Source organism: Deinococcus aquiradiocola, from assembly GCF_014646915.1.
GTDB classification, from domain to species: domain Bacteria; phylum Deinococcota; class Deinococci; order Deinococcales; family Deinococcaceae; genus Deinococcus; species Deinococcus aquiradiocola.
On the sequence record NZ_BMOE01000002.1, the window covers coordinates 303,693 to 319,045 of the forward strand.

14 protein-coding genes are annotated in these 15,353 nt (G+C 71.3%); 3 read left to right on the forward strand and 11 right to left on the reverse strand.

The annotated features are described in order from the left end of the window. Together IEY33_RS05200 and IEY33_RS05205 are read right to left on the reverse strand one after the other, a co-directional pair. Nucleotides 1–1,248 (reverse strand): AAA family ATPase, encoded by a 1,248-nt coding sequence (locus IEY33_RS05200; protein ID WP_188961204.1) that lies wholly within the window; start codon nucleotides 1,246–1,248, stop codon nucleotides 1–3. Further along, nucleotides 1,245–1,877, reverse strand: coding sequence for an RNA ligase family protein (locus IEY33_RS05205; RefSeq protein ID WP_188961205.1), 633 nt, complete (start codon nucleotides 1,875–1,877; stop codon nucleotides 1,245–1,247). The genes IEY33_RS05200 and IEY33_RS05205 overlap by 4 nt, the downstream gene beginning before the upstream one ends. Nucleotides 1,878–2,235: 358 nt before the next feature. Between IEY33_RS05205 and IEY33_RS05210 the strand changes: the two genes are divergently transcribed. Continuing rightward, nucleotides 2,236–2,664, forward strand: coding sequence for a hypothetical protein (locus IEY33_RS05210; protein ID WP_188961206.1), 429 nt, complete (start codon nucleotides 2,236–2,238; stop codon nucleotides 2,662–2,664). A 10-nt stretch (nucleotides 2,665–2,674) separates the two neighbouring features. Here IEY33_RS05210 and IEY33_RS05215 read toward each other — a convergent pair whose 3' ends face one another. Next, a complete protein-coding gene (locus tag IEY33_RS05215; protein WP_306415598.1) occupies nucleotides 2,675–3,664 on the reverse strand; it encodes a DMT family transporter in 990 nt (329 codons plus the stop codon). Between IEY33_RS05215 and IEY33_RS05220 the strand changes: the two genes are divergently transcribed. After that, nucleotides 3,624–5,033, forward strand: coding sequence for an aminotransferase-like domain-containing protein (locus tag IEY33_RS05220; protein ID WP_188961208.1), 1,410 nt, complete (start codon nucleotides 3,624–3,626; stop codon nucleotides 5,031–5,033). The two genes, IEY33_RS05215 and IEY33_RS05220, sit on opposite strands and share 41 nt — an antisense overlap. Here IEY33_RS05220 and IEY33_RS05225 read toward each other — a convergent pair. Then, entirely contained in the window at nucleotides 5,021–7,321 is a 2,301-nt protein-coding gene (locus IEY33_RS05225) for a 3'-5' exonuclease (RefSeq protein ID WP_188961209.1), read from the reverse strand. The genes IEY33_RS05220 and IEY33_RS05225 overlap by 13 nt on opposite strands. 133 nt (nucleotides 7,322–7,454) lie before the next feature. Then, nucleotides 7,455–8,363 (reverse strand): LysR substrate-binding domain-containing protein, encoded by a 909-nt coding sequence (locus IEY33_RS05230; RefSeq protein WP_229670784.1) that lies wholly within the window; start codon nucleotides 8,361–8,363, stop codon nucleotides 7,455–7,457. 62 nt (nucleotides 8,364–8,425) lie between these two features. On the opposite strand from IEY33_RS05230, the gene IEY33_RS05235 reads away from it, so the two are divergent. Beyond that, nucleotides 8,426–8,926 carry a GNAT family N-acetyltransferase gene (locus IEY33_RS05235; protein WP_188961210.1) on the forward strand — a complete coding sequence of 167 codons (501 nt, stop codon included), beginning with the start codon at nucleotides 8,426–8,428 and terminating at the stop codon, nucleotides 8,924–8,926. Nucleotides 8,927–8,959: 33 nt separating this feature from the next. Here IEY33_RS05235 and IEY33_RS05240 read toward each other — a convergent pair whose 3' ends face one another. From IEY33_RS05240 to IEY33_RS05265, 6 genes are read right to left on the reverse strand one after another with little or no spacing between them, the layout of a single operon-like run. Next, nucleotides 8,960–10,048 (reverse strand): aminopeptidase, encoded by a 1,089-nt coding sequence (locus tag IEY33_RS05240; RefSeq protein ID WP_229670785.1) that lies wholly within the window; start codon nucleotides 10,046–10,048, stop codon nucleotides 8,960–8,962. Next, nucleotides 10,045–10,830, reverse strand: a complete 786-nt coding sequence (locus IEY33_RS05245; protein WP_188961211.1) for an SDR family oxidoreductase — start codon at nucleotides 10,828–10,830, stop codon at nucleotides 10,045–10,047. The genes IEY33_RS05240 and IEY33_RS05245 overlap by 4 nt, the downstream gene beginning before the upstream one ends. Continuing rightward, nucleotides 10,830–11,513 carry an RraA family protein gene (locus IEY33_RS05250; RefSeq protein ID WP_188961212.1) on the reverse strand — a complete coding sequence of 228 codons (684 nt, stop codon included), beginning with the start codon at nucleotides 11,511–11,513 and terminating at the stop codon, nucleotides 10,830–10,832. The genes IEY33_RS05245 and IEY33_RS05250 overlap by 1 nt, the downstream gene beginning before the upstream one ends. Beyond that, entirely contained in the window at nucleotides 11,510–13,129 is a 1,620-nt protein-coding gene (locus IEY33_RS05255) for a DUF885 family protein (protein WP_229670786.1), read from the reverse strand. The genes IEY33_RS05250 and IEY33_RS05255 overlap by 4 nt, the downstream gene beginning before the upstream one ends. Beyond that, nucleotides 13,126–14,265: a Gfo/Idh/MocA family protein gene (locus IEY33_RS05260; protein WP_188961213.1), complete on the reverse strand. Its 1,140-nt coding sequence runs from the start codon at nucleotides 14,263–14,265 to the stop codon at nucleotides 13,126–13,128. The genes IEY33_RS05255 and IEY33_RS05260 overlap by 4 nt, the downstream gene beginning before the upstream one ends. Then, the gene (locus IEY33_RS05265) at nucleotides 14,262–15,341 is read right to left on the reverse strand and encodes a ketopantoate reductase family protein (protein WP_188961214.1); all 1,080 of its coding nucleotides are present in this window, start codon (nucleotides 15,339–15,341) and stop codon (nucleotides 14,262–14,264) included. Before IEY33_RS05265 ends, IEY33_RS05260 begins: the two co-directional genes overlap by 4 nt. Nucleotides 15,342–15,353 lie beyond the last annotated feature (12 nt).

The window sequence follows — 15,353 nt, forward strand, 5'->3', positions numbered from 1 at the left end:
TCAGGTTCCTCTGCGTGAGACGGTGTCTTGGCCGCCCGGAAGGACGGTCCGGTGCGCTTCGGGCAGGTACGGGAACTCGGCGTGCTCGAGCTGCTGGGCGAGCACCTGCGCCGGAACCGGGTGCGGGCGCGCGGCGTTGCGGGTGAACAGGGTGCTGGTGGGCGGCTGGAACACGGCCAGCGTGGTCAGCGCGCCGTAGTCGAGGCCCAGCCCAAGCGGGACGCGCCGGAAATCACGCCGGGTGCAGGTGGCGTCCCAGACGACCTTCCTGCCGCGCCGGAGCGCTTCGCGCAGCTGTTCCTTTGCGGCCTGCAGCACCTGGCCGTTCACGGACTGATCCGCCCGCCGGCCGGCCAGCGCCTCCCGCAGAGCGTCGAGCGAAACGATCTCGTGGTCCGGGAGGTGCTCGGCGATCCATTTGCTCTTGCCGGACCCGCTCGGACCGCAGGTGACCACCAGTTCAGGGAAGCCGCCACGGGCCGCGTAGGCGCGCGCGACGGCCTCCTCGGGCGTCTGGATCAGGCCCGACTCGTGGTCGAGCACGCCGCGCTGCAGGGTCAGGTCGAGCAGGGCGGGTGAGGCGTCCGGCAGGGCCGCCCGGACGTGCTCCCGCCACCCGGCGTACGGGTCGCGGGCGTCCCAGAGGTCGTACTCCTCGGCCTGCAGCCGGAAGAGGTCGAGGTCGTCGAGCCGCGACGCCTGGTCCGGCGTGACGCGGCCGCGCGTGTCGGCGACTTCCAGCAGGTACAGCGGCCGGAGATCGACCTGGCGCGCCAGTCGGCGATACGCGGGAAGCGTTCCGTCCCGGAAGGTGCGGGCCAGGTCGTGGTGATGACCGACCAGGGCCATCACGCCGCTTTGCACGGCCGTGGGCAGCTGCAGTTCGGGGAGGCGGTACGCCAGGAAGGAACGGCCGCGGTCCGCGTGGCGCGGTGAGATCACGCGGGGCCGGCCGGTCTCGTCCTGCTGGGTCCGGGTCGTGAGAGGTTTGCCGATGTCGTGCAGCAGGGCCGCCAGGATCAGGGTCAGCCGGGCGTCGCCCTGCAGCGCGGCCGCGTCGGCGAGCCGGTACGCTTCCTGCAGCACGCGCCCGGTGTGGACGGCCACGTCCCCCTCGGCGTGCCATTCCTCGTCCTGAGGGGTACCGGGAAGCTGGGACAGCAGCGGCAGCACGTCCCCGAGCGAGGCGGTGAGCGCGGCCAGGTCCGGCGTGCCGGTGCCGCGCAGGTCCTCCAGCGGCGGCCTCACCGGGCGCTCCTCAGGCGGTTCGGCGTGACCGGCTGACGACTCCAGTGTTCGTCCGTCTGCACGTGACCGGCCCGCACGAATTTCGCGACGTGCTCCTGAAAGTCCCCGTACCGGAAGGCCTGCACGGTCCGGACCACGTACCCTTCCGTCACGTCCGTGTTCACCTGCAGGGCCCGCAACTGCCGCTCGTCCCACGGGCCACGGTAGAACTCCCGGGGCGTCGGGACGCCGAGTCGCGCGGCCCAGGCGAGCGTGTCGTCCCAGGAGAGGGCGACGTTCGTGTCGTCCCAGACACTGAACAGGTAGAAGTACCCTTCCAGGTCGTCGTAGGGCAGCGAGTGCCGGGCGAACACGTTCTCCCCGCAGACACGCCAGCCTTCCGGGATCAGGTACCCGGTCCTTCCCTGCAGCGCCTTCACCCAGTCCCGGGAGGGGTGCGGCCCGGAATCCAGTGAGCGCGCATGCATGCCCGAACGGGAGAGGGTGGTGTTCTCACCGTCGAGTTTCTCGGTGACGACCACCTCCCGGCCCTCGAACGGCAGGCTCGCGCCCAGGACCGTGTCGTCCGCACCCCGTCCGGGGGACCAGGGGAGGTGCGGCGTGCGCGGGTATTTTCGTCTCGTGTCCATGCTCGCCCCTTTCAGGTGCAGGCTAGCGGGTTCCCGCCCGCCCGCACAGCGCCGTCTGCACGGGTCGCCGTACGCCGAAACGCCTATCCCCTGCAGCCGAGTGGGAACGGGTCACGCGGACAAGGCCAACGGTCCGACCCGGAGGGACGCTCACCGGGCGTGAAGGCCGGGCACCTGGGCGCTGCCGTACGTTCCGGAAGAAGGACAGCCCTGTTCACGGAGGCCGGCAAGCAGACCGGTGACGCTCTTCCGGGAGGGCAGCGACTGGGTGCCGATCGTGCGCATCGGTGAACGGTGACCTGAGCCCCTCCCGGCGCCGTTCCCGGTCCTGGCGGCCGCCGGGTGGCAGACTGGGGGCATGCTGCTCGTCACGCACGCCGCACTGACCTGGGCCCTGGTGGGCCTGATCCTGACCATTCAGGTCGTGCATTACCCGCTGTTCGCCCGCGTGGGGACGGGCGGGTACGCGGCGTACCAGCAGGAGCACGTGACGCGCATCACGTGGCTGGTCGCGCCGCTGATGCTGGCCGAACTTGGGACGGGGGCCGCGCTGGTGCTGTTCCGGCCGCCCGCGCTGCCGGCCGTGTCCGTGTGGCTGGGGCTGGCGCTCATCGTCCTGATCTGGGGCTCGACGGCGCTGGTGCAGTCTCCCACCCACGGGCAGCTCGCGGCGGGCTTCGACGCGGCCCTGCACGCGCGGCTCGTCCGGACGAACCTGCTCCGGACCGTGCTGTGGGTGGCGCGCGGCGTGCTGGCCGGATGGTGGCTGCTGCGCTGGGGCGCGTGAGGGTGGCGCGTCAGCGGGTGAGGCGGCTGAGAGCGGCGCAGGCGATGATCAGCAGGGCGGCCATCAGGGTCGGGAACGTCAGGTGCTCGCCGAGCAGCAGGGCGGCCCAGCCGAGCGTCAGGGCCGGCTGGATCAGCTGGGCCTGACCGGCGTGCGCGATGCCGCCGAGCGCCAGTCCGCGGTACCACGCGAAGAAGCCGAGGAACATGCTGAAGACCGAGATGTACAGGAAGGCCAGCCACGCCGGGAGGGACGGCACGTGCGCCGGGAGCGGGGTGAGCAGCAGGACGCTCAGGGCGGCGGGCAGGCCGAGCACGAGGGCCCAGCTGACGACGCGCCACCCATCGAGCGTGCGCGCGAGTCGCCCGCCCTCGGCGTACCCGAGCGCGCCGAGCAGGACGGCGAGCAGCAGGTACAGGTCCCCCAGGCCGAGGTGCCCGGCGCCGATCACCGCGCCGAACCCCAGCACGGCGAGGAAGCCGAGGGCGCACACGAGCCAGAAGGCGGGTCGGGGGCGTTCCCGGGCGAGCAGGACGGCGGCGACGGCGCTGGCGGCCGGGAGCAGGCCGACCACGACGGCGGCGTGCGTGGCGGGCACGGTCTTCAGGGCGAGGGACGTGAAGACGGGAAAGCCGAACACGACGCCGACCGTCACGAGGGTCAGCCCCAGCCAGTGCCGCCGTTCGGGAAGGCGTTCACGGCGCGCCGCGAGCAGGGCCACGGCGAGGAGGCCCGCGACGACCGCCCGGCCGAAGCCGGTGGCGACACTCCCGAACTCCGGGACGGCGAGCCGCGTCATGGGGAGGGTCAGGCTGAAACACAGGACGCCCAGGGCCGCCCACCACCAGCCGGCGGACTGAGGGGCGCGGTTCGTGGGGACAGCCGGGCGGGGCGGCGGAGGCGTTATCGCGACCGGAGCAGTAACGTTACCTGTAGTCTTCACGGAATAGGATATCAGCATGAAGCCCACACAGGGAGAACCGCAGGGAAGCGTACGCATCCTCGAAGCCCTCAGGGCCCTGCTGGAGCAGGAATACCGCCCAGGTGACAGGCTCCCGTCGGTGCGCGACCTGACGCGGCAGTATCAGGCGAGCCCGGTGACGGTCAGTGCCGCCCTGACGCGGCTGGTCGGAGAGGGCCGGATCGTGACGCAGCCGGGCCGGGGCACCTTCGTGGCGCAGGTTTCCGCCCCCACACCCGTCCGGGACGTCGGCTGGCAGACCGTGGCGCTCTCCGAGACCCTGGCCCTGCCCGGCGAGATGCAGACCATGCTGAGCCCCACCCCGGCCGGCCTGATTCCGCTCGGGAGCGGGTACACCGACGAGTCCCTGCACCCGGCGGACCTGCTGCACAGGACGGCCGCCAGCGCCGCCCGCAGGCCCGGCATCTGGTCGAGGCTGCCGCCGGAAGGTCTGGAGGCGCTCCGGACGTGGTTCGCTCAGCAGCTCGGCCCGGAGCACCGGCCGGAAGACCTGCTGATCGCACCCGGCGGGCAGGCCGCGCTGTCTACTGCACTGCGCGCGCTGGTCCCACCGGGCGCGCCGCTGCTGGTGGAATCCCCCACGTACTACGGGGTGCTGGCTGCCGCGCGCACCATCGGCGCCCGCCTGATTCCCGTCCCCACCGACACGCACGGCATCCGGCCCGACCTGCTGCACGCGGCGTTCCGCGCCTCGGGCGCCCGGGTGCTGTACCTGCAGCCGCTGTACGCGAACCCCACCGGCGCCGTCCTCTCGCCGGAACGGCGGGCCGAGGTCATCCGGGCGGCCGAGGAGGCCGGCGCGTTCATCGTCGAGGACGACTATGCGCGCGACCTGAATCTGCACGGCACGCCCCCGCCGCCGCTCGCCGTGCTCGCCCCCGACCGCGTGGTGTACCTGCGGTCCATCACGAAATCCACCGCGCCCGGCCTGCGTGTCGCGGCCATCGCGGCACTCGGACCGGTCCGCACCCGGCTGCGGAACGCGCGGGCCGTCGAGGACTACTTCCTGTCGGGCCCCATTCAGGAGACGGCGCTGCAGGTCCTGACGTCCCGGATCTGGCCCCGGCACCTCCAGCACCTGCGCGGCACCCTACGCGGACGCCGGGACGTGATGCGCGCCGCGCTGGCCCGTCACCTGCCGCACCTGCAGGTGATGGGCACCCCGGCAGGCGGCTTCAACCTGTGGGTGCGGCTGCCGGACCACACCGACGACCTGACCTACGTGGCGGACGCGGCCCGGCAGGGCGTGCAGGTCAGCGCCGGACGCAACTACTTCCCGGCCGAACCGGACGGATCGTACGTGCGCCTGAGCTACGCGGCCTGCAGTGCCCAGCGGATCGAGGACGCCGTCCTGCGGCTCGCCGCCGTCCCACTTCACTCCGCCTGACTGGACCCGGACCTCGCTCTTCCGTCCGTACGGGCGGGCACAGGCTGCCACACGGTCCGCAGGTCCGTCAGGGGCGTGTCGAAGAGGCCCGGCTGGCGCTGCCGCGTCACCTGCGCGTACCCGTCCGCCGTGAGCCCCTTGCGCAGCCGGGTCGCGAACCCGTTCAGCAGCACCTGCCCGTAATGCCGCGCGTCGTAGTCGCGGTCGTCCGGGTCGTCCAGCATGCACAGGCCCGCCCCGGCCCGCTGGTAGACGATGACGCGGTCCCCGGCCTGCCAGGCCCGCCCGGCACGGAATAGGGCCTCGTACACGGCCTCCTGCCGACCCGGGCGGGACTGCCGGTACTCGTCCTCGCTGCGGGTGAGGCGCACGCGGCTCGCGACCTCCGCGTTCCGCAGGTGCCCGCGCGTCACGTCGTCCAGCGCGTCCTCGAACGCCGCACGCACGCCCGGCACGTCCCCCTGCAGCAGGCACGTCACGGCCCGCCTCAGGAACGCCCGCCCGTACGCCTCGCCGCGGCTGGACGTGAACGCCGCCCCCCGCAGGTCAAGCTGCCCGTCGTACCCCAGCAGCGCGTAATTCTTCGTCTCGTGGCTCAGCATCGCCGCCCAGCGGCCGTCGAACTCCAGCGTCACGCCGTCCGGCAGCAGGGCGTCCACCTCACGGATCACGCGGCGCTCGTCCTCTTCGCTCCAGCCTTCCGGCACGCTGAAGTACACGCCGTCCGTGTCCGCCTCGATCAGGGTCACGCCCCGGTCCGCCAGACCGTCCGTGACGAGCCGCAGCGTCTCCCGGCCGCGCGTCGTCACCCGGTTCGCGGCCTGCACGTCCCCGAACACGCTCATGCGCCCCGCCCCCAGGTACCCGTACCCGCTGTTCACGACGAGTTTCATGGCATTCTGCATCGCGTCGTGCTCGCCGGGATCCCCGCGCCTCGCGGCCGCCTTGTGCTCCAGCCGCAGCCGGGTCAGGTGATCCATCAGGTGCAGGAACACCCCGAGGGTGTCACTCACCGGCCCGATGCGCCCGTGCCGGATCAGGCTGGGGTACATGCTGGCCACGTCCGCCTTCACCACGCGCCTGAGCACTCCCTCGGCAAACAGCGTGACCGCGCCCCCCTGGTGCGCCTCGCCGGGCGGCTGCGGGCCGGGCAGGGCGTGCGCGGCGCGCAGGTACGCGCGGACGAGCATCGGTTCGAGCATCCCCATCGCTGTCCCCGCGTACGGCAGGCGGTGGTACGGCCGGGGCGCCATGCGGGCCAGCGCGAACGACGGCGCGAGCACCCGCCGGGCGAGCGCCTCGACCTCCTGCACGTCCTGCAGCGCGTACCGCCGCACCAGCGCCGGCTGCGACACGTACGTCTGCGCGATCTTCGCGCCTTCCAGGTACACGCGGCCCTCCGGGGCGAGTCCGAACAGCTGCGACACGGCCTTCAGGCCCGCGCTCGGCAGGTTCAGACGCCGCACCGCGTCGATGGTGTCCACGATCTCACGTCCCGCGCACGCCCAGTGCGCGTCCCGCCCGCCGTCCAGCACCCGCCACAGGCCCGGCGGCGCGCCGGGACGGCTGAAGTTCAGCGTCACGCCCAGCCGCTCCGCGCGGCCCTGCAGGAACGGCAGGTCGAAGCCGTGGATGTTGTGGTTCTCGATGATGTCCGGGTCGCGCTCCCGGAGGACCCGCATCAGCCCCTCGACGAGCGCCGCCTCCTCGTTCGCCCTGCGGGCCTCCAGCACGGCCTCGAACCCGCGGTTGTCCCGGACGGCGATCATGAAGATGCGCGACGTCGCCGGATCCAGGCCGGTCGTTTCCAGATCGAACTGCAGTCGGACCGGACCGTCAAACTCCAGGCCCTTGAAGTACGTGCGGCCCGACGCCATCAGGTACCCCTCCACCGGCTGCACCCCGTGGTACCCGGGGAGGTCCCGCAGACCGGTGACGCGCCGACCGGACCGCTTCGACGCGCCGCGCAGCACCTCCTGCCGGAGCGCCTGACCGTCCCGCGCCGTCAGCAGGTACCGCAACCTCCCCTCCCCGCCCCGCAGGGAACGCACGGCGAACTCGGCCGAATCGTCGTTCCAGGCGAGGCGGGACCCGAGATGCTCCAGGTCCCGCAGGTCCGCCGCGAACAGCCAGGGCCGGAAGGTGTCCCGCTCCAGCGTGAGGGACTCGCCCACCCGCCGCCACACCCACGCGCGCCCCCGGTGGTCCGCGTGCACCGAGACGATGCCGGGCGTGGCGTCATGCCCGAACAGCTGCGCGTCCGTCCCGAGGTCCGGCGAGAACGTCACGGCGTCTCCAGGTTCACGGACCGGAGCCACCACCCGGACAGCAGAAGGGCACGCACTCCAGGATGATGCCACGCCCGGACTGGACGGCCCGCACCTCCCGCTGCGGACCACCGTCGCGGGTGTGGGGCCAGGTTCAGCCTTCCAGCGCCAGGGCTTCGAAGCTGCGGACCAGGGGGCGGCGGTCGTCGGCGCGGCGGACGACCTGCAGTTCGCTCTCCAGGCTGACGCCCTGCAGGGGAAGGCAGACGACGTTCGCGGGCGCCACCCCGGCCACGCATGCGGGCGCGAGCGACACGCCCAGGCCTGCCCCCACCAGACGCAGGATGGTCAGCCACTGCGAGGCCTCCTGCGAGGCGACCGGCCTGAACCCGGCGGCCTCGCACACACTGAGCGGTTTCTCGTAGGCCCGCGCTCCGGCCGAACGCGGGTAGTACACGAAGGGCCGGTCCCGCAGGACCGTGACCGGCACCGACGCCCTCCCCGCCTCGGGGTGGTCGGCCGGGAGGACCACCACGAACGGTTCCGACGCGATAACGTGTGCGTGGAGGCCCGGCACCGGTTCCATGTCGCGGACGATGCCGGCGTCCAGCGCGCCGGACAGCAGGCCGTCCACCACCTGCGCCGTGAACGACTCCCGGAGGTTCAGTTCGACGTTCGGCTCCTGCGCCCTGTACCGGCCGAGCAGGCCCGGCAGGACCGTCAGGATGGCGGAGCCCGCGAACCCGATCCGCAGCACGCCCCGCGCGCCGCGCGCGATGCTGCGCGCCTCCTGCACGTCGTCCTGAACGTTCCGCAGCGTCCGGCGCGCCCGGTCGAGGAAGGCTGCACCTGCCGGGGTGAGCTGCACCGACCGGGAGGTCCGCACGAGCAGGGCGCAGCCCACGAGGTCCTCCAGTTGCCGGATCTGCTGCGAGAGCGGCGGCTGCGCGAGGTTCAGGCGCCGGGCCGCCCGGCCGAAATGCAGTTCCTCGGCGACCGCCACGAAGTACCGCAGGTGACGCAACTCCAGCGCCCGAGGGATATTCAGCTCGTCTCGTTCCACGCGAACAAGATATTGGACATCTCGGTGACACGCTCCCCATACTGGTCCGCAGCGAGGTGCGCATGAACGACGACCGCAGTGCAGCTGGCACGTCCGTCCCCGAGTTCGGCCCGGCCCACGGACCACAGGACCTCACCGCCTTCCGGACCCTGAACGAGGAATGGATCACGCATCACTTCACCCTCGAAGACACCGACCGGCAACAGCTCGGCGACCCCGAAGGACAGATTCTCGCGCCGGGCGGCCGGATCTTCATGGCGCGAATGCACGGTGAGGCGGTCGGCTGCGTGGCCCTGCGGCCCACCCGGCCCGGCGAGTACGAGGTCTCCAAGATGGCCGTCACCCCGAGGCTGCGCGGGCAGGGCATCGGCCGAAAGCTCCTCGAGTACACCATCTTGCAGGCCCGCGGCCTGGGCGCCCGCCGACTGATGCTCGGCAGCAGCACCAGGCTCGGCAGCGCCGTCCACCTGTACGAACAGCTCGGCTTCACGCACCTGCCGCCGGAACGCCGCCCGGACCTCGCCTACGCCCGCGCGGACGTCTTCATGGAACTCGACCTCTGACACGGACGCCGCGCCCCGCCGGAACGGGCCTGCTCACATGAACTGGCCGTCCTGCTGGAACACCTCCCCGTCGAGGAGCACCTGACCGCCGGTCCGCAGGTCCTTGATGAGGTCCCAGTGCACGGCGGAGACGTTGGTGCCCCCGGTTTCCGGGTAGCCGTTGCCGAGGGCCACGTGCACGGTGCCGCCGATCTTCTCGTCGAACAGGATGTTCCGGCTGGGCGTCTGAATGCCGGCGTTGGTGCCGATGCCCAGTTCACCGACCACCCGGGAGCCGTCATCGGTGTTCAGGGCGGCGAGCAGCACGTCCTCGCCCTCCTCGGCGCTGGCGTTCACCACCCGGCCGTTCTCGAAGGTCAGGCGGACGTTGCGGACGTCCGCGCCGCCGTACTGGGTGGGCAGGTCGAACTGCATCTCTCCCTGCGCGCTCGTCTCGACCGGGCTGATGAAGACCTCACCGGACGGCATGTTGCGCCTGCCGTCGCTGTTGACCCAGCTGCGTCCCCGCACGTCGAGGCGCAGGTCGGTGCCTGGCCCCACGATCCGTACCTCGCGCGCCCTCGACAGCCGTTCCACCAGGCTCGCCTGCAGGGCCCGCACCTCGCCCCATTTCGCGACCGGGTCGGCCGCGTCGAGGAACATGGCCCGCGCCACGAAGGATTCGTAGTCCGGCAGGGTCATTCCGGCCGCGTCCGCTCCGTACGGCGTCGGATACAGGGTCAGGTTCCAGCGGCGCTGGGCCCGGAGGCGAGCGACCGGTGCCAGGGCCTTGCGGTGCCGGGCCTGCCGCAGGGGACCGAGTCCCGGCACGGGTGCGGACGGCGTCAGGATCCGGATGGAGGCCTGGACGCTCTCCACGTCCGCCAGCAGCAGCGGGTCCGCGGCGTCCAGCAGGTGATCCGCGGCCAGACGCTGGAAATCGCTTTCCTGAGCGGGGTATTCGAGCCGCACGACCGGCGCCGCGCCGCGCTCCAGCACCGCGCGGGTAAGCGCCTCCACCAGGGGGAGCGCCAGCGTGGTGCCCTGAATCAGCACCCGTTCGCCCGGCTGCACGGCGAGACAGTAGTCGGTCAGCAGCAGGGCGTGCGTCTCGGGGCGGTAGACCGTCCGTTCAGGATTCACAGGCTGGTCACGGCTCCCCCGTCCACGAGCAGGACGCTGCCGTTCACGTACGCCGCGGCGGGGGAGCACAGGAAGGCGGCCACCCGTCCGAACTCCTCGGGACGCCCGAGCCGGCCCGCCGGGATCTGCGCCTCGGAGGCCGCGCGGATCTCCGCCCGGCTGCGGCCCTTCCGGGCGGCGAGCGCGTCGTCCAGCTGATTGATCCGTTCGGTCTCGATGCGTCCAGGAGCCAGGCCGTTCACCTGAATCCGGTCCCCGGCCAGCTCCAGCGACAGGCTCTTACACAGGCCCTGCACAGCAGGCCGGAAGGTGTTGGAGAGCGTCAGGTTCTCGATCGGCTTCTTCACGCTGCTGCTGAGAACCGTCAGGATCCGCCCGCCTCCGGCGGCCTGCATCAGGGGCACGGCCAGCCTGACGCTGCGCACGACGCTCATCAGCGTCAACTGGAAAGCCGTGCTCCACTCCTCCTCGCCGAGCGCCGTGAAGTGACCGGCAGGCGGTCCGCCCGCGTTGCAGACGAGGATGTCGAGCGGACCCAGCGCGTCGCCCGCCTCACCGAAAAACCGCGTGAGGTCGTCCATCCGGGCGACGTCCGCCTGGAAGGCCAGCGCTTCCCCGCCGTCCGCCTGAATCTGTGCCGCTGCGCGCCGGGCGCGGCTCAGGTCGCGTGAGCACAGGGCGACCCGTGCGCCCTCGGCGGCCAGGGCCGCCGCGGTGGCGTAACCGAGGCCCGAACTGGCCGCTGTGACGATGGCGGTCTTGCCGTTCAGTCCGAGGTCCATCAGACGTGCCCGTACTTCGCCAGCACGTCCGGCAGCGTCATACCCCGGTCGAGGTCCTCGCGGATGGCCGCTTCCTTCCGGGTGAGGGCCTCGGCCTTTTCGAGCACCGTTTCCACCAGTTCCTGCGGGATCAGCATCACGCCGTCGAAGTCGGCCAGGATGAAGTCGTCGGGCCGGACCGTCACGCGGTCCACCGTCGCGCCCGGCAGGTAGACCGGGACCTGCCAGGCGTTGACCTGCCAGCGGCCGATGGACTGCACGGGCGAACGGTACTGGGTGAACACCGGGAAGTTCATCTGCGCGATCCATTCGATGTCGCGGATGCCGCCGTCGATGAGTGAGCCGGCGCAGCCCCGGTGCTGCATGCCGCGCGCGATCAGTTCACCAAAGAAGCACACGCCCTGCGCGCCACCGCCACTCCAGACGCTGATGCTGCCCGGCTCCAGGCCGGACACGGCTTCCATCTTGGCCGGATCGCCCGTGCCAGGGTACGGAGTCATCTGACCGCGGACGGTGTAGGCCCAGCCGGCCATCTTGTTCTGCGATTCGCGGATCGGCCAGAAGCTGCTGGCCAGACCGTGGTCCGGGTGGCCCATCTCGTCGAGGATGTCAGCCACGTTGGCAGTGTCGACCTTGAGGTAACGTTCCCGGAGTTCAGCTTTTCGTGCGGGCGTGAGGGTCATGCTACTCCTTGTGGGGCGGTAATCCGGCGAAGTTCCGCGGCAATCCACGTCACCGGGGCGTGGCCGTACGACAGCAGCCGGTCGTGAAAGTCCTGGACCTGCAGGGGAAGCTCGGCGCGTAACGCCCGGATGGCCCGCGTGCCCAGCCAGTACATCAGGCGGGTGGCGGGATAGATGCTGTTGCGCGTGGTTTCGGCCCACACGCGGCCCGGCGCGAATCCCACCTCGTCGCGGTAGAAGGCCCGGACTTCGTCGAGGCTCCAGCGGCCGGTGTGCAGGCGCAGGTCCGCCAGGCAGCAGGCGGCGTTTCTCATCTCAAACTGCTTGAGCAGCAGTTCCTCGGCAGGCGTGTAGAAGCCGGGGATTTCGAGGAGGAGGTCCTCGGCGTAACAGGCCCACCCCTCGATGAGGGTGCCGGCGCTCAGGAAGGCGATGCCGCTCGCACCGTCGGTGCCGCCCAGCCGTGCCAGCCGCGACGCGGCCTGCCGGGCGCGTGCGTTCTGCGTGTGGTGACCGACCGACCCGTGATGCACCGCGTGAACTGCCTTGATGAAGGGAACGTTCTGACCGCGCAGGTAGGCGTCCTCGTCCGGGCCGGGCGGGAAGATCCAGTACACGCTTCCCGTTCCCGGCGCCTGAGCGGCCGGCGAGCGGTAGAACAGGAAGTACAGGGCGCCCGCGGCCTCCCTCGCCCAGGCGGGCAGGAATTCGAAGTTCAGGCCGTACTCGCGGGCCGGGGTCATCAGCGGCGCGGCGGCGTCCAGGGCGCGCTCGTGCCAGATGCGGTAGGTGCCCGGCAGTTCGTCCAAGGCCGGGTGCTGGAGTTCGAGCGCGGCGAGCTGCTCGCGCCAGCTTCGGCCGCTGTCGCGCTGCAGCGCCATCGCTTCGAGGTCCGCGCGCAGGGTCCCGAACGCTGCTGCCGCGAGGCCTTCCGCCTCCTCGGCCGTGAACGGCAGGGCGTGCGCCTCACGCATCAGGAACTCCAGGTACGCGCGGCCGCAGGCGGGATCGGCCGTGCCGGGCGTCAGCCTGGTCCCGAACCGCTGGACGGCGTCGGCCGCGTCGGCCGCCGGGTCGGCCCAGTCCGCCTGCCAGTCCGGGTGCAGTGGCAGCCCGCGCCGCAGGAGCGCTTCGAGCGCCGCGGCCTCGTGCCGGGCCCGCTCGACCCAGTCGGGCGGCAGGTTCAGCGGCGTCAGGGTCCGGGTGCCGTCCTCCAGAAAGGCCGGGATGGCCTGCAGGCGGGCCGTGACGGCTGCCGCCCTGGTGGGCTGCGGGCCGGGCAGGAGCAGGCTGATGAGTCCGAACGCGGCCTCACCGGTGTACCAGGCCGGGTTGTGCTGCCGGGGCCTCTCCTGCGCTTCCCTGAGTGTGACCCTGAGCTGCGATCGGAGCAGGAACAGGTCGAGACGGTCGGCGGGCGTGTCCGGGGTCAGTCCGGCCGCTTCGGCGTCCTGCAGCAGGGCCGTCAGCTCCGCCTGCTCCTGACGTACCGCCTCGGAACCGCTGGGGGGCAGCTGCCCGTCGTGTCCCTTGAGGCCCATGAAGGTGGCGTCCACCGGCCGCGTCCGGGCGAACAGGTCCAGGTAGCGGTCGACAAGATGCTGGAGGCCGTTCACGGCGCTGTCACCGGGCGCTCCGGGCCGGTCGGCAGGTCCACCCAGCGCCGTTCGAGGTGGGACCGCACGATGGCGTTCACGGTCTCCTGGCTCTTCGCGCCGTCGAAGAAGGTGCACTCGCCCGGCCGGTCGTCGAGGATCTCGTCGACCCAGTGGCGGATCAGGTTCCGGTAGTACAGTTCCGGCCAGGGCGTGTGCAGGGTGGTGCCGGGCGGGTAGGCCGTGTCCGGCAGGTCGATCTTCCTGAACTCCACGGCGTCCGGCGTGGCGAAATGCAGCGTCTCCGCCACCCCGCCCTCCTCGACCAGTCGCGCGACGGCCGCGCCGCGGCTGCCGTACACGCGCAGTTCCACGCCGGGGTAGTTGCCCACGGCGATGTACGAGGTCTGCAGGATGCCCTGGGCGCCGCTCGCGAATTCGGCCAGCGCCACCGTCCCGTCCTCCACCGGGATCCGCTGCGGGCCGTCGTAGCCGCGCACCAGCCGCTGCGGAACGTAGTTGTGCATGCTGCCGATCACGCTGCGGTACTCCCCGGCGCACCAGCGCACCAGGTCCAGAAGGTGCGAGCCGTACCCCACGACCGACGAGGGAATCAGGGCACTCCAGTCGGCGTCCGCCGGAACCTGCCGCAGCGGGTAGGTCGGATCGAGGAACTGCGAGTTCTGCTCCAGGCCGTGCACGTGAAAGAGCTCGCCGAGCGTTCCGTCCCGGATCCACCGGTGAATCTGCCGGATGGCAGGCGAGTAGCGGAACGTGAAACCGAGCTTCGTCCGTACCCCGTGCTCGTCGGCCAGCCGTGCGGCCATGAACGCGTCTGCCGCGTCGTGCGCCAGCGGTTTCTCGCTGATCACGTGCTTGCCGGCCCGGATGGCGGCCAGGCTGAGCGGCAGGTGCGTATCGGTCGGCGTGCACACGTCCACCATCTGCACGTCGGGATCATCGATGAGCTGCTGTGCGTCGGTGTAGACCTTGCGGACGCCGAACTTCCGCGCCATCGCCTCGGCACGTTCCGGAACGGTGTCGCAGATCGCGACCAGTTCCGCGCGTTCGTAGGCGTGATACCCCGGCAGGTGCGCCTGCTCGGCCCACGCGTGCGCGCCGATCACGCCGACGCCCAGCCGTGCCGGGCCGCTCACGGCAGCGCCTTGCCGAGCGCCGTCACGTACGCTTCCAGCTCGTCGTAGTTGTGGAAGCCCAGCTGACGCTGCCCGTCCTCGATCTCGTAGATCATCTCGCACAGCCGGGCGTTCAGGCGCGCGTCGGCGCCGACCTTCGCGGCGTACTCGACGAGTTTGCCGTTGCTCGACCGGACCTCCGACGGCCTGTTGCGGTACACGATGTCCCACCAGATGCCGCTGCCCTGCTTCCTGAAGACGTGCGCGTCCGGTTTCTGGTCCTTCTTCAGCAGCCACACCGCGTGATTGATGTTGTCGAGCAGGCGCTGCGTCTCGGCAGGCGTGCGCGGCCTGTAGTTCGCCGGGTCGAAGAAGTCGAACGCCTCGACCGTGATACCGTTCGCCTCGGCGATCTCCAGCGCCTCCCGGACGACGGCACCGGCCACGCGGGCGTAGCGTTCCACGCCCAGCGTCTCACGGATCGGGGCGTTCACGAGGGCGCTGAACACCACCTGGGCACTGTAGACTTCCTTCGCCCAGATCTGACCCCAGATGTTGTCCGAGAGCTGCACCTCCGTCAGGGCGGAGAGCCGGTCGGCCAGGGCCTGCAGGCGAGGCGTCCGGCCGCCGGTCATCTCGCCGAGCTGAATGGCGCCCTCGTGCACGAACTCCAGGTGGCCGGGATCGACGAGCGCCCCACCGTAGTTCGGAATGGACCCGATCACGCGTTCCAGCCCGCCCAGGCCCGCCTGCGTCAGCCGTTCGGCGATGGCGTGTTCGTTGAAGCCGTTCTGGTACGACACCACGAAGGTGTCCGGTCCGAAGAGCGGCAGGACGCTCTCCAGGGCTTCGAGGGTGTGCTGGCTCTTCGTGGCGATCAGGACGGCTTCCAGCGGTCCCTGCAGTTCGGCCGGGTGCAGGGCGTTCACGTCGAAGTGCAGGTCGCCCCGTACCCCGTCCACCGTGATCCCGTGCCGTTTGATGGCGTCGATGTGTTCGGCCCAGCGGTCGACCAGGGTGACGTCATGGCCGGCCGCTGCCATGTAGGCCCCGGCGAGCCCGCCGATGGCTCCCGCTCCAAGGATGGTGATCTTCATGTGTGCTCCTCC